Source organism: Stenotrophomonas nitritireducens, from assembly GCF_050984405.1.
Taxonomy (GTDB): domain Bacteria; phylum Pseudomonadota; class Gammaproteobacteria; order Xanthomonadales; family Xanthomonadaceae; genus Stenotrophomonas; species Stenotrophomonas nitritireducens_B.
The window spans coordinates 3,194,917-3,212,357 of the sequence record NZ_CP158790.1 but is presented as its reverse complement, the minus strand read 5'-3'; the positions used below and the strand labels follow the sequence as shown (position 1 = coordinate 3,212,357).

Sequence of the window (17,441 nt, the reverse complement as noted above, 5' to 3'; positions counted from 1 at the left end):
GCTCTCCGGAAGGCGCTACAGCAGCCGGGTACCGAGGGGAACCTCGTGTTCGGGCACGCACAGCGATACCTGTCCGTCGGCATTGTGGAAGCCGGTAACCAGGCATTCGGACATGATCGGCCCGATCTGCTTCGGCGGGAAATTCACCACCGCCACCACCAGCTTGCCGACCAGCGCCTCGGGCGCGTACAGGTCGGTGATCTGCGCGCTGGACTTGCGCATGCCGAGCTCCGGGCCGAAGTCGACCTGGAGGATGTAGGCCGGCCTGCGCGCCCTGGCGAACGGCTCGGCGGCCACCACGCGGCCCACGCGCAGTTCCACCTTGGTGAAATCGTTCCAGTCGATCGTTTCCACGCGTGGTCCTCGGCATGACGAGTGCGGATCAATAGCGCCGGCGGATGCTGGCGTCAACATGGCTTTCGTCGCCGACGCCAAGGGGGCGCATGGTCCACGCGCAGCCGGACCGCGCGCCAGTATGAACGGTCCGTCCGTCAGTGGCCGCCGTCCGCGCGGTTGAACAGCGCCGTCCGCAGCACCGGCGTGCCGTCCTTGAAGTAGGCCTCCGTCTCGGTCAGGACCTTGCCGTCCTCGCTGACGGAATAGACGCGCGTGGAGCGCGGGATGCCTTCGTAGACGAACTGCATGACCAGGACGTTGGGCGCCGGCATCTTGGCGGCCAGCACGTCGACCCAGTAGGTGCCGGTGGCGCGGCCGGGCGTGCCGTCCAGCGACAGGGTGGATTCGGAGTGCAGGGTCTTGTCGTTCTGGTCGACGATCTCCACGCGTTCGTTCCAGCGGCCATCGGGTGTCGCGGCGAAGGCAATGCTGACGCGCTTCGGGCGCGCCTCCGGCGGCATCGGCAGGCTGTCCACGTCCAGGGCCCACTGGCCGACCAGCGGCGAGGTCGCTGGCGAAGCGGGAGGGGCGGCGAACGCGGGTGCGTTGGCAAGGGCGGCGCACAACAGCACGGCGGGCATCACGTTCATACGATCTCCTGGGGCGGGGCCTGGGGTGGATCATGCACCGGCGCAGGCCGGCACGCGTGAACGATGGCACAGGTTGCATGGGAGCATGAAGGCGACGGGGTAGCCAGGGCCGGTACGGCGCCATGTCTGGCGCCGGCGAAAAGCGGACTGGAAGGCAATGGTCGGCGGCAGGAGCGGCGGCGGGCAGGTTGCGGTTCCCTTGGGTACAACGGCAAAGGCCCGGGAATCCCGGGCCTTTGCACGTTGCATCGAGCCTGCGCTTACTCGATCGGCTGGTCCAGCATCAGCTGGCGGGCGAAGCGTACCGGCGGCGCGCCGTAGGACAGGATCTGGTCGTGGTAGGCCTTCAGGTTGAAGTTGGCGCCCTGCTTCTCTTCCACCGCCTTGCGGGTATCGAAGTGCTCCTGCGCGCCGACGAAGTAGGTCGGCAGCTGCGCCGAGGTGAGCTGCGCGCGCACCCACTTGCCTGCGGCTTCGCTCTCCTGCTGGAAGGCGTCGTGGGTCATCAGCTGCATGGCCTGCTCGCGGCTCCAGTTGTCCACGTGCACGCCCTGGTCGAGGATGGCGTTGGCGATGGTGCGCAGGTAGAACTTCAGCTGCACCAGGTGGAACAGCGGGTCGTTATCCAGGTAGCCCTGTTCCTGCATCATGCGTTCGGTATAGACCGCCCAGCCTTCGGCGAACAGGCCCGAACGCAGCACCGCGCGCAGGGTGGAGGGGAACTTGCCGGAGTGCCAGCCTTCCAGGTAGTGGCCCGGCGTGCCCTCGTGGATGGAGAGCAGGTGGATCATGCGGCTGTTGTATTCGCGCAGGAACGAATCGACCTGCTTGTCGTTCCAGTCGTCCGGAATCGGCGACACCGCGTAGAAGGTCTTCAGGTTCTTGTCCAGCGGGCCGGGCGAATCGCAGTAGGCCACGGCCACGCCGCGCTGGAATTCCGGCATCAGGATGATGTCCACCGGCGCGTCGGGCAGGGTCATCAGGTCGTGCGTGCGCACGAATTCGGTGGACTGCGCCAGCGAGGCCTTGGCGTCCTCCACCACCTTGTCGCGCGCCGGCTTGTCGGCGTAGGCCAGTTCCAGCGCGGCCTCGATGGCCTTCTGCTGCTGCTCGTCGCTCGGCTCGGCCGGCATCTCCGGCGCGCCCGGCTTGTCCTTCAGCACCACCTGGGCGATGCCGTACATGTCCTTGCGCACGCGCGCCAGTTCGGCGCGGGCGCGTTCGCCGATCTCGGCGCGCGACAGCGAGGAGTTGAGCGAGAACTTCAGCTTCTGGTCGTACTTCTCCGCGCCGATGCGGAAGTCGCCCTTGGCGTTCGGCACCAGGGTCTTGTCCAGCCATTCCTGCTGCTCGGCGACGGCGGTCTTGAGCGCCTCGATGGCGGCCTTCAGCCGCTGCTGGTCGGCCGCTTCCAACTGGCCGATGTTGGGCGTGATGAAGGTTTCGACCAGGCTGAGAATGCCCTTGTTCTGCTTGGCCACGGTCTCGGCGTGGATCTTCGGCACGCGCGCCGGATCCAGGTTGGCGCGGGCGGCGGCGAAGATCTGCGGGATCTTCTCGATGCGCGCGGTGGCCGACTTCAGTCGTTCGGGCAGCGGCGCGAATTCGCGCGCCATCAGGCCGTAGATGGCGCTGCCGGCCAGGCCGTTGTACACCTGCGGGTCCCACTGCCAGGACTGCAGGGTTTCGTTGTTCCAGATGTCGGACTGCAGCTGGTTGCGCAGGATCGCCGCGTCCACCTGGTTCTCGCGGCCGAGCTTGCTGGCATCGATCCTGTCCAGTTCGGCGAGCAGCGCCTTGCTGGCCTCCAGGCTCTTCTGCTGGCCGGCGGCGCTGAGGTCGTCCAACTCGCCGTCGTAACGGTGCTCGCCGATCTGGGTGGCGCTGACCGGGGACAGCTGCATCCAGGTATCGAGCGCCTTCTTCGACAGTTCGGCGAACTGCGCATCGGCCTGGCTCTGCCCGGCCTGTTCGGCGGCGGCGGTCGGGGCGGTCGGGGCGTCGCTGTTCTGGCAGCCGGCCAGGCTGGCCAGCAGGGCGGCGGCGAGCAGGTGCTTGCGCATGGAGATACCTGATTGCTGTGGGAAACGCGAAGCATAGGGCAGCGGCCGCGGCCGCGCCCATGCCATTGGCTGGGGCCGGTCCAGCGCCCATGCGCTGGCCTGGCGACGGCCGGCGGGCCGTGACCGGCGTGCCCTCGACGGATCGCGGGCGGGTTCCTACCATGGCGGCCGGTATCCATGGAGTCCGGGCGATGCATTACGAAGGCAGCTGTCACTGCGGGCGCATCGCGTTCGCGTTCGAATCCGCCGAGCCGATCACCGGCGCGTTGTCCTGCAACTGCTCGATCTGCCGGCGGCGCGGTTCGCTGCTGTGGTTCGGCCCACGCAGCGCGTTCGAGTTGAAGAGCGAGGCGGCCGACCTGGAAAGCTACCGCTTCAACTCCGGCCACATCGACCATCACCACTGCCGCGTCTGCGGCGTCGCCCCGTTCAGCGAGGCGCCGGACCCGCGCAGCGGCGAGCAGACGGTGGCGGTCAACCTGCGCTGCGTCGACGGCGTGGACCTGGACGCGCTGGAAATCACCCGTTACGACGGGGCCAGCCGGTGACGGCAGGGCGGCGCCGCTCCGGCGGGGGGGGGGGGCGCGCTGCTGGCGCTGGCGCTGCTTGCCGGATGCGCCAGGGACGAGGCGGCCAGCGCCGGCGCGGGCGCCGAGGCCGCGCTGGCATCGCCGCAGGGCGCGTTCCTGGCCTACGAGCACACGGTGCAGCTGCGCCTGCCCGGCGAGCAGATCGCGCCGCGCCTGAAGACGGTGTCCGAGGCCTGCCAGGGCGGGAAGTTCGGCGACTGCGCGGTGCTGCAGCTGTCGCAGGGCGGTGGCGACACGGCGTCGGGCTCGATCGAGATGCGCATCGCGCCGCAGGGCGTGGAGCCGATCATCGCCCTGGCCAGCGCCAAGGGCGAGGTGACCGCGCGCGACACCCGCGCCGAGGATCTCGCGCAGCAGGTCGCCGACACGCGCCTGACCCAGGCGCGGCTGAAGAACGAGCACGCGCGGCTGGTGGAGTACCAGCAGCGCAAGGACCTGGCGGTGGCCGACCTGCTGACCCTGTCCCAGCGCCTGTCCGAGATCGAGGCGGGGCTGGAGCAGGCCGGCCGCGATGCGGCCCAGCAGCACCGGCGCATCGATACGCAGAAAGTGACGATCCAGCTGGAATCGACCAGCAGCCAGCGCAACCGCAGCGAGATCGGCCGCGCGCTGGCCGAGTCCGGCGGCATTTTCACCACCAGCCTGGCCTACCTGATCCGCATCTTCGCCGGCGTGCTGCCGCTGCTGCTGGTCGGCGGCGCGCTGTTGTGGGGCGGACTGAAGCTTTGGCGTTGGCGGCGCAGGCGCAATTGATCCAGGCGGGAGCGCACCCGGTACGCGATGGGGCTGAACCGACACGCCACATCGCGTACCAGACAGTGCTCCCGCGTTCTTACGGTCGCCAGTAATTGTTGGCCGCGGCCACCGTCTGGAAGTTGATGGCCACGACCTGCGAAGCGGCGGTGAGCCCGTCGGCGGAGTCGGCGTATTCCGGGCGCAGCTTCTTCAGGATGGACAGGTCCGGCTGGGTGTACCTGACGGCGCGGCGGCTCAACAGCACGGCGAGTTCGAAGCCTTCCTGCGGTGTTGCGGTGACGAGGGTGTCGAGCCAGGGATCGTTCATCGGATGGTTTCCTGTGCCGGGATGCGGACAGGCGAATGTGCGCCGCGCCCGGCCGCGCCGTCTTGACCTGGATCAAGCGGCGCGCGACGCCGGACGACGCGCGCGCTTGGCAACCAGGCGCCGGCTCAGCCCTCGTCCTGCTCGTACTCGATCACCAGCCCGCGCTCGCGCGCCAGCAGTTCCACGGCCTGCCGCGCCTTCTGCGCGGTGGCGGCGTTGCCGACCTCCACCTCCAGCTCGTGGATGCCCGGGCCGATATCGTCGGACAGGCAGGCCGAGCTGGAATCCTCGTCGTCCATGTGCGGCATCAGGTCGTCGGTTTCCTCGACATGCTCGATGCCTTCCAGGCCATGCAGCAGGTCGCTCACGGCCAGGGCGTCGTCGGCGCTGCCGGTGATGCGGATGCGCAGCAGGGACATGGCGGTCTCCGTGGGGTGGGGCGTCCAGCTTGGGCAGCGGCCGGGCAAGGACGCGTGAAGCGCGATGAACGCCGGCGCGACGGCGGGCGTGGCCGCCATGTTTGTCAGCGCACCCGGTTGGGCGGATGCTTGCGTTCCATTACCGGAGGGATGTCCATGGCGTGCGGCGTGCGTGCGGGAAAGAGCGTGGTATCGACAGGAGATGCACGATGAGCGGCGCGACGCCGGCACCGGCCGCGCGCGACTGGGCCACGCCGCTGGAGCTGCTGGGCCTGGGCATGGTCTGGGGTTCGTCGTTCCTGTTCATGCGCATCGCGGTGCCCGACTTCGGCCCGTACGCGCTGGTGGAAGTACGCCTGCTGCTCGGCGCGCTGGTGCTGATGCCGTTCCTGTGGCGCGCACGCGCGCAGTTCCCGGCGCGGCGCTGGCTGTGGCTGGCGCCCATCGGCCTGGTGAACTCGGCGTTGCCGTTCGTGCTGTTCGCCTGGGCGGCCGAGCGCGCGCCGGCGGCGATCGGCGCGATCTGCAACGCGATGACGGTGCTGTTCGCCGCGCTGATCGGCTTCCTGTTCTTCGGCGAGAAGATCGGCCCGCGCCGCGCGTTCGCGTTGCTGGTCGGTTTCTCCGGCGTGGTGGTGCTGGCCACGGCGAAGGTGTCGGGCCTGGCGATCGGCGCGGCGGTGGTGGCCGGCACGGGCGGCGCTGCTCTACGGGCTGGGCGCCAATCTCGTCCGCCGCCACATGAGCGGACTGCCGCCAGCGGCGTCGGCGGCGGCGACGCTGGGCTGCGCCTCGCTGTGGATGCTGCCGATGGCGCTGAGCCACTGGCCGCGGCAGCCGGTGCCGGCGGCCTCGTGGGCCAGCGCCATCGCCCTGGGCATCCTCTGCACCGGCCTGGCGTTCCTGGTGTTCTACCGCCTGATCGGCCGGGTCGGGCCGTCGCGCGCGGCCACCGTCACCTACCTGATCCCGCTGTTCGGCGCGCTGTTCGCGTGGCTGTTCCTCGGCGAACCGGTGACCGTGCAGATGCTGGTCGCCGGTGGCCTGATCCTGGGCAGCGTGGCGGTGAGCCAGCGCTAGGCGGCAATCGATGACGGCATGCGGTGACGGCGGCCGCCGTCATCCGCACGGGGCTGCGCTCAGCGCACCGGCAGCGGGATGTTGCACAGGTCGATATGGCCGGCCGGACGCTTGTAGAAATCGTCGCGGCGGTTGCGGCGCGCTTCCACCGCGTCGGCAAACGTCCTGGAGTCGGTGCGCAGCACCCGCAGCGGCGTGCGCTGGTCGGCGGGCACCTCGCTGGCCAGGCGGATGGAGCGGATCGGCGTGCGCTGCGCGGCGTCCTCGTAGAAGCCCATCGGCTCGGGTCCGCGTTTGATCGTGCTGAGCAGTTCCATGCCCTTGAGCACGCGCCCGACCAGGGTGATGTTGCGGTCGAGCTGGCGCGGCGACTGGCCGGTGACCACGTACAGCTCGGCGCCGATGCTGCTGTCCTCGTCGTTGTTGCGGCCGGCGCCGACCGCGCCGTAGCAGTGCGCCAGCCAGGTGTGTTCGCCGTCGCTGGCCACGGCGAAATCGCCGACGAAGCCGGTCTGCGCGGCCCAGCCGTCGCGGTCGGGCAGGGCGGTGAAGGCCAGTCCGCGCGACGGGCGCTGGAACTCGGCCGGCAAGTGGGTCTTCGCGCTGCCCAGCGGCCGCGCCTTGGCGGGGTCCTCGCCCTCGGCGTCGCCGAACTGGACCACGAAATTGTCCTGCGAGCGGTAGATGCTGGTGCCGTTCCAGAAGCCTTCGCGCGCCAGCGTGCGGATGTTGCCGGCGTGCTCGGGCGCGAATTCAGGCGCCAGCTCGATGATCACGCGGCCGGCGTCCAGGTCCATGTACAGCAGGTTGTCGGCGGCCGGCGCGTGCCAGTCGCTGTCCGGCGATGCGGCGAGGATTTCCTGCACGCTGCGGTACTTGGCCGGCGCATCGGCGGCCAGCGCAGGCAGCGGGGACAGCATCAGGGCCAGCAGGGTCGGGCGTAGCGTCATCGGGCGCGTTCCGTGGTCGGGTGTGGGCCGATTCTGCGTGATCGCCCGGTGCCGCCGCCAGACCGTGCCGGCAGTGGGGTGACTACCGGCACATCCGCTATAGCGAAGTGAGTAATAGTGTTGGCTTCAGGCTAGTTGGCAGGAGCAGGGGCCATGGGCGACTTCGAAGCCCAGCTGCGCAAATTCCAGAAGGAGCTCAGCGCCGGCACGGTGTCGCTGGCGCTGCTGGCGGTACTGGCCAAGGCGCAGGAGCCGCTTTACGGCTACCTGATCGCCAAGGAGCTGGAGCGCACCGGCGACGGCGTGCTCAGCGGCAAGCAGAGTGCGTTGTACCCGGTGCTGCGCAACCTGGAAGGTGCTGGATTGCTGGAAAGCCATGTCGAGCCGTCGGTGGCCGGGCCGCCGCGGCGCTATTACCGCATCAATGACGAGGGGCGCGCCGTGCTGCGGCAGTGGATCGCGGCCTGGAACGCCACCCGGGACTCGCTGGAGTCCGTACTGGAGGGAGTCGAACGATGAACAACCAGAGCAACCCGCGGCCGCTGCCGACCACGATTCCCGAGTACCTGGAGCAGCTGCGCGCCGCGCTGGCCGGCGCCGACCCGGCGATGATCCAGGACGCCCTGTACGACGCCGAGGAATACCTGCGCTCGGAACTGGCCGAACAGGCCGGCAAGAGCGAGGCCGAGGTGATCGCCGGCGTCGCCGGCAGCTACGGCGCGCCGGAGGAAGTGGCCGAGATCTACCGCGAGACCGAAGTGACGGTGAACCGCGCGCTGCGCACGCCGGCCGCCGGGCGCAGGCCCGCGCCGGTACCGCCGATGGCCGGCGCCGCGGCAGCGGCCGGCGCGGCGGTGCCAGCGAAGCCGCGCTCGGCGGCGGCACGTTTCTTCGGCGTGGTGCTGGACCCGCATACCTACGGCGCGCTGTTCTACATGCTGCTGTCGCTGGTCACCGGCATCTTCTTCTTCACCTGGGTGGTGACGGGGCTGTCGCTGTCGATGTCGCTGCTGATCCTGATCGTCGGCATCCCCGTGCTGCTGCTGTTCCTGGGTTCGGTGCGGGTGCTGTCGCTGGTGGAGGGCCGCATCATCGAGACGCTGCTCGGCGTGCGCATGCCGCGCCGGCCGGCGTATACCGACAGGAGCCAGGGCTGGCTGGCGCGGATCGGCGCGATGTTCACCGACGGCCGCACCTGGCTGACGATGCTGTACTTCGTGCTGATGCTGCCGCTGGGCGTGGCCTATTTCAGCGTCGCCACCACCTTGCTGTCGACGTCGCTGGCGCTGGTGTTCGCGCCGATGGCCGAGGTGGTGTTCGACCAGCCGGTCGGCATCTGGGTCGACGGCGTGAAAATGGCCAGCGGCGTCTGGCTGTGGCCGCTGGCCATCGCGGCGGGCGTGCTGCTGCTGTTCGCCACCCTGCACCTGGCGCGCGCCATCGGCAGGCTGCACGGCGCTGTCGCCAAGCACCTGCTGGTGCGGTTGTAATCAGACGGGCGCGTGCGGGGCAAGCCCCGCACCTACGAATGCATGTAGCAACTGTGTTCGTCATGCTCCTGCTTGGCGAGGTATCCCTGCATCGCGTGCCCGGGCATTGAGGATCACCAGCATCTTTCGCATGACGGCCACGATGGCCACCTTGGCGGCCTTGCCGCGAGCGCGCAGGCACTGATAGAAGTCGCGCAGGCGCGGTTCGTGCCGCAAGGCCGACAGCGCCGACATATACAGGGCCTGACGGATGTCGGCCCTTCCGCCCCAGATGCGGCGGGTACCGCGCATCGTGCCACTGTCGTGCGCCAGCGGCGCCACACCGACCAGTTTGGCGACCGCCTTGCCATCCAGCTTCCCCAGTTCCGGAAGCTGGCTGGCCAGCACTGCCAGCAAGACCGGTCCGACCCCCTTGAGGGTCTGCAGGGCGTGCAGCTGCGGCTGCTCGCTGACCTGTTGGGCGATCTGCTGGTCCAGGAAGTCTTTGCTCTTGCGCAGTTGAGTGAGGTTGCCCTGCAGCATCCGGCGCAGCGCTCGATCCTTCACCGCCCGCAGCTGTTGTTCCGCCCGGACCAGCAACTGCACCACCTGCCGTCGGCTTTGCACATGCTCGGCCAGGCGCCGCTGCCACGGGGCCGGTGGTTGGTACGCCGGCAGATCCAGGACCTGGGCGATATGGGCCAAGACCGTGGCCCGGGCAAAGTCCCGGACCTGGCGGGCATTGGCCCGCACTACCGGCAGTCCCGCCGCATGCAGGGTATCGAGCACATCCTGTTCATAGCCTCCAGTAGGCTCCAGCACCACCTGCCGAACCGGCAGGGTCTTCAGCCAGAGAATCAGCTTGCGGTGGCCGGCGGCAGTGTTGGCAAAGGACCGGTGGCCGCCTTGGTGGACCGCCACATCCAGCGTGGCCTTGCTCACATCGATCCCGATCCCGTTCATGGCAGAACTCCGTTAGGCTGGAAGGGTCGAGAGCTCCCCCGCTTGCCCAGTCTTATCACTACGAGCGCCTACTCGAGCAACTGTTCGGGCGGATCAGGGAGATTCCGGCGTGGGCACCTTGCTACGGAACGATCGCTGCGGATCCAGAGCGGGGACGGTGGCCCACGTCGGCTCTCGACACCTAAATTGCCTGATCACGAACAGATAAGATGCGGGGCTTGCCCCGCATGGGCTTCACCGGGAAATCTCACCATGCCGGGCATGCCCGGCACACCCCTCAGCGCTGCGCGCGGCGGCGCAGCGGGGTGACGTTGCTTGCGGACTTCTTCGCCTTCTTGGCGGCTGGCTGCGCGGACTGCGCGGCGAAGAAGTCGCGCACCTTCGGGTAGACCACCTCGCGCCAGCGGCGGCCGCTGAAGATGCCGTAATGGCCGGCGCCCTCGACGATGAAGTGGCTGCGGCGCGCGGCCGGAATGCCGGTGCACAGCGCCTGCGCGGCCTCGGTCTGGCCGAGGCCGGCGATGTCGTCCAGCTCGCCTTCGATGCTCAGCAGCGCGGTATCGCGGATCGCCGACGGGTCCACGCGCTCGCCGCGCACATGCCACTCACCGCGCGGCAGCAGGAATTCCTGGAACACCACGCGGATGGTGTCCAGGTAGAAACGCGCCGGCATGTCCAGCACCGCGTTGTATTCGTCGTAGAAACGGCGGTGGGCGTTGGCGTCGTCCAGGTCGCCCTTGACCAGGTCGGTGTAGAAATCCCAGTGCGACATCAGGTGGCGGCTGGGGTTCATCGCCATGAAGCCGGCGTGCTGCAGGAAGCCCGGATACACGCGGCGGCCTTGGCCCGGATACGGCGCCGGCACGCTGTGGATGACGTTGTTCTCGAACCATGACAGCGGATTGCGCGTGGCCAGGTTGTTGACCGCGGTGGGGCTGCGACGTGCGTCGATGGGGCCGCCCATCATCACCAGCGAGCGCGGCGTGGCTTCGCCGCGGCTGGCCATCAGCGACACCGCGCCCAGCACCGGCACCGTGGGCTGGCAGACGCTGACCACATGCAGGTTCTCCGCGCCGAGGTGGCGGATGAACTCCTGTACGTACCCGACATAGTCGTCCAGGCCGAACTCGCCTTCTTCCACCGGCACCATGCGCGCATCGACCCAGTCGGTGACGTAGACGCGGTGGTCGCGCAGCAGGGTGCGCACGGTGTCGCGCAGCAGGGTGGCGTGGTGGCCGGACAGCGGCGCCACCACCAGCACGGCCGGCTGGGCGAGCAGGGCTTCGACGCGCGCGCTGTCGTTGCTGTGGCGCTTGAAGCGCAGCAGGCGGCAGAACGGCTTCTCGACCTCGGTGAGCTGGGCGATGGGCACGACCTCGCCCTCAAGCTCCAGCTCGTGGATGTCCCACTCCGGCTTTTCGTAGTCCTTGCCGATGCGGTGGAACAGCTCGTTCATCGCCGCCAGCCGGTCGGCGCCAGGCATGGACGACCACCAGTGCCCCGGATTGTTGAAGAACGCCGCGTTGGCCTGCGCCTGGTGGACCCAGGGCGCCAGCAGATTGCGGGTCATCTCATGCAGTTGATAGAGCATGCCGGGCAATATGTATGGTCATATGGTGCCGTGCAGCATAGCGCAAACAGGCGGATGCGGCGTTAAGCGGGGAATGACGGATGTGGCGCCGGCGGGATCCGGCCATTGCGCGGATTGGGGGCTCTCATGAACCTGCCGGGCGGCATTGACCAGCACCTGTGGGAAGTGTCTGGAGAAAAAGTCCCCTGAGTCAGGGGGCGCGCCGAAAGGCGCGGGGGTATGGCAGGCGAAAGACGGCACCCGCGGTCTGCAGTGCAGACCGTGGGGCGACAGCGCGAAGTGACGGCGTGTTCCCCTGAGTCAGGGGGCGCACCGCCAAGCGCGGAGTGTGGCAAGCGAAAGATGAGACCCGCGGTCTGTGGCGCAGACCGTGGCGCGACAGCGCAAAGCGATGGCGTGCCGCGGCTTCAGCCGCCGCTTTCAAGCGCGGCCACTTCCTCGGCGCACGCCGGCCCCAGCCAGCAGTGGGAGCCGGCCGCGCGGAAGCCGGCGTCGCGCAGCTGGCGCCGGTACCAGCGCGCCGGCCGCGCCTGGAAGCCTTCGTGGTCGCCAAGGAATTCGTCCTCGGCGGCGAAGGTTTCCAGGAAGGCCACGCCGCCGCACAGTTCGGCCAGCCCGGCCAGGCCCTGGCGCAGTTCTCGGTCGGGCACGTAGTGCATCACGTCCGAGCAGACCAGCAGGTCCACCGGCGCGCACGGGCGCAGCCACTGGAAATCGCCGAACCGCGCCAGGTGCAGGTTGCGGGTGCGGCCATAGCGCCGCACGGCGTATTCGCTGCCGTCGAACCCCATGTACTGCAGCTTCGGCCGCAGTTTCAGCAGCGGCGCGCGCCAGGCGCCTTCGCCGCAGCCGATGTCGAGCACGCTGCGGACCGGGCGCTCCAGGTAGTACTCGGCCGTGGCCACGGCCAGCTGCACCTTGCGCGCCAGCCGCGCGGGACCGCCGATGTCGCCGCGGCGATACCAGTGCTGGAAGTAGGCGGCGTCGTACTGCTTTTCCTGCATGTGCGTGTCGGCGGCGGATGGGCGAAAATGGCGCCCATCCTAACGCCGCGGAGCCGCGCATGTACGAATGGGTCAAGACCTTCCACATCGTGTTCGTGGTGGCGTGGATGGCGGCGGTGTTCTACCTGCCGCGCATCCTGGTCAACCTCGCCGAGGCCGCCGGGCAGGCCCAGGTCGGCGAGCGCCTGCAGCTGATGGGGCGGCGCCTGTACCGCTTCGGCCACGTCATGTTCGGCCTCGCCTTCGTGCTGGGGCTGGTGCTGTGGCTCGGTTACCGCTTCCTGCCGGACTTCCGCACCATGGTCGCGCCGGGCGCCGCCGGCTGGCTGCATGCCAAGCTGGGGCTGGTGGCGCTGCTGCTGGTCTATTTCATCTTCACCGGGCGCTGGCTCAAAAGCGCGGCCAGGGGCGGGGCGCTGCCGTCGGCGCGCACGCTGCGCTGGTTCAACGAGCTGCCGCTGCTGTTGTTCATCGCCATCGTCTACCTGGTGCTGGCCAAGCCGTTCTGAGGGTTTGAACAAACGAAAGGCCGGCATTGCCGGCCTCGCGTTCCGTAGGTTGAAAGCGGTTTACTTCTTCGCCGCCTTGCCCTTCTTCTCGGTGGATTCGGCAGACGGGACGGCCTCGTAGGCGCCGTAGCCGCGCAGGCGCGCATAGCGCTGCGCCAGCAGTTCGTCGACCGGCAGCTTTTCCAGCGCGTCCAGTTCGTTGAGCAGCACCGCCTTCAGGCGCCGTCCCATCTGCTTCGGGTTGCGGTGGGCGCCGCCGATCGGCTCGCGCACGACCTTGTCGATCAGGCCCAGTTGCTTGAGCCGCGGTGCGGTCATGCCCAGCTGCTCGGCCGCTTCCTTGTTCTTGCCGGCGTCCTTCCACAGGATCGAGGCGCAGCCTTCCGGGCTGATGGTCGAATAGACGCTGTATTCCAGCATCACGGTGCGGTCGCCCACGCCCAGCGCCAACGCGCCGCCGGAGCCGCCTTCGCCGATCACGGTGCAGATCACCGGCACCTTCAGCTCGGCCATTTCCATCAGGTTGCGGGCGATGGCCTCGGACTGGCCGCGCTCCTCGGCGTCGATGCCCGGCCAGGCGCCGGCGGTATCGATCAGGGTCAGCACCGGCAGGCCGAAGCGTTCGGCCATCTTCATCAGGCGCAGCGCCTTGCGGTAGCCCTCCGGCTTGGGCATGCCGAAGTTGCGCTTGATCTTTTCCTTGGTGTCGCGGCCCTTCTGGTGGCCGATCAGCATCACCGGGCGGCCGCCGATGCGGGCCAGGCCGCCGACGATCGCCTTGTCGTCGGCGAAGGCGCGGTCGCCGGCCAGTTCCTGGAACTCGTCGCAGAAAATCCCGATGTAATCCATGGTGTAGGGGCGCGACGGGTGGCGCGCCACCTGCAGCACCTGCCAGGACGACAGGTTGCGGAAGATCTGCGCGGTACGCAGGCGCAGCTTGTCTTCCAGTGCCCGGACCTCGGCCTCGACATTGACCGCCGGGCCCGCGCTGGCGCTGCGCAGGTCCTGGATCTTGGTTTCCAGATCGGCGATGGGCTGCTCGAAATCGAGGTAATTCGGATTCATCGGAAACCGTCTTGAATGAAAGTGGGAAAGTGTAGCCGAAGGCGTCGGCCGGACCCGTACGCGGCCGTCCGGACCTTCAGTTGGCCCAGGGCGGGCTGTAGGCGAGCTTGACCCGGCGCACCGCCGGGTCCTCGCGCAGGGCGTCGAGCAGCTGGGTGCTGACCCGTACCGCGCCGCTGCCGCCGAGGTCGAGCATGCCGGCGACGCCGCCCTCCCTGCTCCTGAGCAGCAGGTCCAGGCGGATCGGCGTGCGCCCCGGGCGGTGCGTGGCCAGCAGCGGTTCGATGCGCTGCCAGATCGGGCCGCCGCGGCCGTCCACGCGCAGCGACAGGCGCACCGCGTGGTCGGCGCATAGTTGCTCGAAATCCCAGCACTGGCGGATGCGCAGCGCGTAGCCGCCGTTGAATTCGTCCTCGCGCAGGCCGCCCTTGACCACCAGGATGCGGTCCTTGGTCATCAGCTGGCCGAACTCGGCCAGGCCGTCGGAGAAGGCGCTGCACTCCACCCGGCCCTTGCCGTCCTCCAGTTGCACGAACACCTGGCTGTCGCCCTTGCGGCGCACGCCCACGACCATGCCGGCCAGGATCACCTGCGCCTCCTGTCGCCAGCCGCGCTTCTCGCCGTCGCGCGGCGGCGGGGCGGGGGCGACCAGCTTGTCCAGCGCGCCCAGGTCGGTGCCGACCAGTTCCTTGACGTCGTCGGCGTACGGGTCGAACGGGTGGCCGCTGAGGTAGAAGCCCAGCGTCTCGCGCTCGCCGCCCAGCAGTTGCGCCACCGGCCATTCGCGGCTTTCCGGCAGGTCCAGCTGCGCGGCGGCGTTGACCGGGTCGGGCGCGCCGAACAGCGAGTTCTGGCCCGATGCCTTCTCGCGCGCCATCTGGTCGGTGGCCTTGAGCACCTCGGGCAGCTGCATCATCAGCGAGGCACGGTTCTTGCCCAGGCCGTCGAGCGCGCCGCACTGGATCATCGCTTCCAGGGTGCGGCGGTTGAGCTTGGCCGATTCCACGCGCGCGCAGAAATCCAGCAGCGAGGCGTACTCGCCACCGCGCTGGCGCTCGGCCACCACCGCTTCGCAGGCGCCCTGGCCGACGCCCTTGATCGCGCCCAGGCCGTAGCGGATGGTGTCGGCGCTGGAGGCCTCGAACATGTAGGCCGAAGCGTTGACCCGCGGCGGTTCCACGTTCAGCCCGAGGTTGCGCACCTCGGCCAGGAACCCGACCACCTTGTCGGTGTTGTCCATGTCCGAGGACAGGGTCGCGGCCATGAACTCGGCCGGGTAATGACGCTTGAGCCATGCGGTCTGGTAGCTGACCAGCGCGTAGGCGGCGGCGTGCGACTTGTTGAAGCCGTAGCCGGCGAACTTCTCCATCAGGTCGAAGATCTCGTCGGCCTTGGGGCCGTCGACGCCGCCCTTGGCCGCGCCTTCGCGGAAGATCTCGCGGTGCTTGGCCATCTCGGCCGGCACCTTCTTGCCCATCGCGCGGCGCAGCAGGTCGGCGCCGCCCAGCGAGTAGCCGCCGACGATCTGCGCCATCTGCATGACCTGCTCCTGGTACACCATGATGCCGTAGGTGTCGCTCAGGATGGCCTCGGTGCGCGGGTCGGGATAGATGATCTCCTCCTGCCCGTGCTTGCGCGCGTTGAACGAGGGAATCAGGTCCATCGGGCCCGGGCGGTACAGCGACACCAGCGCGATCAGGTCCTCGAAGCGGTCCGGGCGCGCGTCCTTCAGCAGGCGGCGCATGCCCGAGGATTCGAACTGGAACACCGCGCCGGTGTTGCCGTTGGCGAAGATGTCCTTGTAGGTGGGCGCGTCGTCGAGCGGGATCGCGGCGATGTCCACCGGCGGGATGCCGGCGCGCGCGTGGCGGGCATTGATCGCCTTCACCGCCCAGTCGATGATGGTCAGCGTGCGCAGGCCGAGGAAGTCGAACTTCACCAGGCCCACTTCTTCCACGTCGTTCTTGTCGAACTGGGTGACCGGGTTCCTGCCCAGGCTGCCTTCGTCGTGTTCGGCGTACAGCGGGCAGAACTCGGACAGCGGCTCCGGCCCGATCACCACGCCGCCGGCGTGCTTGCCGGCGTTGCGGGTCAGGTCTTCCAGCTGCAGCGCCAGGTCGATCAGGTCGCGGACGTCGTCCTCGCTCTGGTAGCGCTGGATCAGCTCGGCCGAGGCCATTTCCGAATCCGGGCCTTCCTTGCCCTTGCCCAGCGCGTCCTTCAGGCCGATGCCCAGGATGTTGGGGATCAGCTTGGAAACGCCGTCGACCAGGCCGTACGGGAAGCCGAGCACGCGGCCGGTATCGCGCACCACCGCCTTGGCCGCCATGGTGCCGTAGGTGATGATCTGGCTGACGCGCTCGCGGCCGTACTTGCGCGCGACGTAGTCGATCACCTCGTCGCGGCGGTCCATGCAGAAGTCGATGTCGAAGTCGGGCATCGACACGCGTTCCGGGTTGAGGAAGCGCTCGAACAGCAGGTTGTACGGCAGCGGGTCCAGGTCGGTGATCTTCAGCGCCCACGCCACCAGCGAACCGGCGCCCGAACCGCGGCCCGGGCCGATCGGGATGCCCTGGTTCTTTCCCCACTGGATGAAGTCGGCCACGATCAGGAAGTAGCCGGGGAAGCCCATCTTGATGATGGTGTTGAGCTCGAACTCGAGCCGCTCGAAGTAGTCCTCGCGGGTCTTGCCCGGCGCCAGCGGGTTCTTCTGCAGGCGTTCTTCCAGGCCCTCGCGCGACTGCTTCTGGATCCAGGTGTCCAGGGTCTCGTCGTCGGGCACCGGGTAGTTGGGCAGGAAGTAGGTGCCCAGCCGCATCTCGACGTTGCAGCGCTGCGCCAGCGCCAGCGTGTTGTCGATCGCGTCGGGGATGTCGGCGAACAGTTCGCACATCTGCTCGGGCGACTTGAGGTACTGCTCGCGGCTGTACTCGCGCGGGCGCTTGGGGTCATCGAGCACGCGGCCGGTGGAGATGCACACGCGCGCCTCGTGCGCGTCGAAGTCCCTGGCCTCCAGGAAACGCACGTCGTTGCTGGCGACCACCGGCAGGCCGCGCTGGCCGGCGGCCATCAGCGCGAACTGGTTGAAGGGCTCCTCGCCGTCGCGGCCGGTGCGGGTCAGTTCCAGGTGCAGGCCGTCGCCGAACACGCGCTGCCAGTCGGCCAGCTGCTGCTCGGCCAGGTCATGGCGGCCTTCGCCGGCCAGGCGCCCGGCCAGGCTCTGGCGCCCGGCCAGGGCGAACAGGTTGTGGCAGCCGTCCTTCAGCCACTGCGGGTGGACGGCGACGCCGCCCTCGGGGCGGTGGCCCTCCAGCCAGGCGCGGCTGAGCAGGCGCGACAGGCTCAGGTAGCCCTCGCGGTCGCGGCACAGCAGGGTCATGCGCCACGGGTCGTGGCCGTCCTCGGCGATCAGCACGTCGGCGCCGGCGATGGGCTTGATGCCCACGCCTTCGGCGGCCTTGTAGAACTTCACCAGCGCGAACATGTTGTTCAGGTCGGTGACCGCCAGCGCCGGCGCGCGCATTTCCACCGAACGGCTGAGGAGATTGGCCTGCTTGGCCTTCTTCGGGTCGGCCTGGTCCGGCTTGGCCGGGACGCGGATGGTGGAGTCCACCATCGAGAATTCGGTGTGGACGTGGAGATGGACGAAGCGGGGAGTGCTCATGCCGGATCACTGCGATGACACGGCA

General features: G+C 68.8%; 16 protein-coding genes and 1 pseudogene. 6 read left to right on the top strand and 11 right to left on the bottom strand.

Features of this window, described 5'->3' with window-relative positions:
* Nucleotides 1-15 precede the first annotated feature (15 nt).
* The 3 genes from ABTV91_RS14315 to ABTV91_RS14305 form a co-directional block, all read right to left on the bottom strand.
* Entirely contained in the window at nucleotides 16-354 is a 339-nt protein-coding gene (locus tag ABTV91_RS14315) for a tRNA-binding protein (RefSeq protein WP_433852021.1), read from the bottom strand.
* A 137-nt stretch (nucleotides 355-491) separates the two neighbouring features.
* Complete coding sequence (locus tag ABTV91_RS14310) at nucleotides 492-977, bottom strand: LuxR family transcriptional regulator (RefSeq protein WP_433854191.1); 486 nt, start codon at nucleotides 975-977, stop codon at nucleotides 492-494.
* 269 nt (nucleotides 978-1,246) lie between these two features.
* A complete protein-coding gene (locus ABTV91_RS14305) occupies nucleotides 1,247-3,049 on the bottom strand; it encodes a DUF885 domain-containing protein (protein WP_433852020.1) in 1,803 nt (600 codons plus the stop codon).
* 191 nt (nucleotides 3,050-3,240) lie between these two features.
* On the opposite strand from ABTV91_RS14305, the gene ABTV91_RS14300 reads away from it, so the two are divergent.
* Together ABTV91_RS14300 and ABTV91_RS14295 are read left to right on the top strand one after the other, a co-directional pair.
* A complete protein-coding gene (locus ABTV91_RS14300; protein WP_433852019.1) occupies nucleotides 3,241-3,597 on the top strand; it encodes a GFA family protein in 357 nt (118 codons plus the stop codon).
* Between the two features lie 42 nt (nucleotides 3,598-3,639).
* Nucleotides 3,640-4,392: a DUF4349 domain-containing protein gene (locus ABTV91_RS14295; RefSeq protein WP_433854190.1), complete on the top strand. Its 753-nt coding sequence runs from the start codon at nucleotides 3,640-3,642 to the stop codon at nucleotides 4,390-4,392.
* A 79-nt stretch (nucleotides 4,393-4,471) separates the two neighbouring features.
* On the opposite strand, the gene ABTV91_RS14290 is transcribed toward ABTV91_RS14295, so the two are convergent.
* Nucleotides 4,472-4,702: a hexameric tyrosine-coordinated heme protein gene (locus ABTV91_RS14290; RefSeq protein WP_433852018.1), complete on the bottom strand. Its 231-nt coding sequence runs from the start codon at nucleotides 4,700-4,702 to the stop codon at nucleotides 4,472-4,474.
* 125 nt (nucleotides 4,703-4,827) lie between these two features.
* Nucleotides 4,828-5,121 carry a hypothetical protein gene (locus tag ABTV91_RS14285; RefSeq protein ID WP_433852017.1) on the bottom strand — a complete coding sequence of 98 codons (294 nt, stop codon included), beginning with the start codon at nucleotides 5,119-5,121 and terminating at the stop codon, nucleotides 4,828-4,830.
* Between the two features lie 209 nt (nucleotides 5,122-5,330).
* Between ABTV91_RS14285 and ABTV91_RS14280 the strand changes: the two are divergent.
* Nucleotides 5,331-6,201, top strand: a pseudogene (locus ABTV91_RS14280) (DMT family transporter).
* A gap of 59 nt (nucleotides 6,202-6,260) precedes the next feature.
* On the opposite strand, the gene ABTV91_RS14275 reads toward ABTV91_RS14280, so the two are convergent.
* Nucleotides 6,261-7,151 (bottom strand): peptidylprolyl isomerase, encoded by an 891-nt coding sequence (locus ABTV91_RS14275; RefSeq protein ID WP_433852016.1) that lies wholly within the window; start codon nucleotides 7,149-7,151, stop codon nucleotides 6,261-6,263.
* A gap of 153 nt (nucleotides 7,152-7,304) precedes the next feature.
* Here ABTV91_RS14275 and ABTV91_RS14270 point away from each other — a divergent pair, with 153 nt between their 5' ends.
* Complete coding sequence (locus tag ABTV91_RS14270) at nucleotides 7,305-7,670, top strand: PadR family transcriptional regulator (RefSeq protein ID WP_433852015.1); 366 nt, start codon at nucleotides 7,305-7,307, stop codon at nucleotides 7,668-7,670.
* Nucleotides 7,667-8,641: a sensor domain-containing protein gene (locus tag ABTV91_RS14265; RefSeq protein ID WP_433852014.1), complete on the top strand. Its 975-nt coding sequence runs from the start codon at nucleotides 7,667-7,669 to the stop codon at nucleotides 8,639-8,641. The genes ABTV91_RS14270 and ABTV91_RS14265 overlap by 4 nt, the downstream gene beginning before the upstream one ends.
* 60 nt (nucleotides 8,642-8,701) lie before the next feature.
* On the opposite strand, the gene ABTV91_RS14260 is transcribed toward ABTV91_RS14265, so the two are convergent.
* The 3 genes from ABTV91_RS14260 to ABTV91_RS14250 all read right to left on the bottom strand — a co-directional run bounded on the left by ABTV91_RS14260 (nucleotide 8,702) and on the right by ABTV91_RS14250 (nucleotide 12,178).
* On the bottom strand, nucleotides 8,702-9,583 hold the full coding sequence (locus ABTV91_RS14260; RefSeq protein ID WP_433852013.1) for an IS110 family transposase: 882 nt from the start codon (nucleotides 9,581-9,583) through the stop codon (nucleotides 8,702-8,704).
* A 277-nt stretch (nucleotides 9,584-9,860) separates the two neighbouring features.
* Nucleotides 9,861-11,174 carry a polyhydroxyalkanoate depolymerase gene (locus ABTV91_RS14255; RefSeq protein ID WP_433852012.1) on the bottom strand — a complete coding sequence of 438 codons (1,314 nt, stop codon included), beginning with the start codon at nucleotides 11,172-11,174 and terminating at the stop codon, nucleotides 9,861-9,863.
* A gap of 407 nt (nucleotides 11,175-11,581) precedes the next feature.
* The gene (locus tag ABTV91_RS14250) at nucleotides 11,582-12,178 is read right to left on the bottom strand and encodes a class I SAM-dependent DNA methyltransferase (protein WP_433852011.1); all 597 of its coding nucleotides are present in this window, start codon (nucleotides 12,176-12,178) and stop codon (nucleotides 11,582-11,584) included.
* 59 nt (nucleotides 12,179-12,237) lie between these two features.
* Here ABTV91_RS14250 and ABTV91_RS14245 point away from each other — a divergent pair, with 59 nt between their 5' ends.
* Nucleotides 12,238-12,687, top strand: a complete 450-nt coding sequence (locus ABTV91_RS14245) for a CopD family protein (protein ID WP_433852010.1) — start codon at nucleotides 12,238-12,240, stop codon at nucleotides 12,685-12,687.
* A 60-nt stretch (nucleotides 12,688-12,747) separates the two neighbouring features.
* On the opposite strand, the gene ABTV91_RS14240 is transcribed toward ABTV91_RS14245, so the two are convergent.
* Together ABTV91_RS14240 and dnaE are read right to left on the bottom strand one after the other, a co-directional pair.
* Nucleotides 12,748-13,752 carry an acetyl-CoA carboxylase carboxyltransferase subunit alpha gene (locus tag ABTV91_RS14240; RefSeq protein ID WP_433852009.1) on the bottom strand — a complete coding sequence of 335 codons (1,005 nt, stop codon included), beginning with the start codon at nucleotides 13,750-13,752 and terminating at the stop codon, nucleotides 12,748-12,750.
* Nucleotides 13,753-13,828: 76 nt separating this feature from the next.
* On the bottom strand, nucleotides 13,829-17,416 hold the full coding sequence (gene dnaE, locus ABTV91_RS14235) for a DNA polymerase III subunit alpha (protein ID WP_433852008.1): 3,588 nt from the start codon (nucleotides 17,414-17,416) through the stop codon (nucleotides 13,829-13,831).
* Nucleotides 17,417-17,441 lie beyond the last annotated feature (25 nt).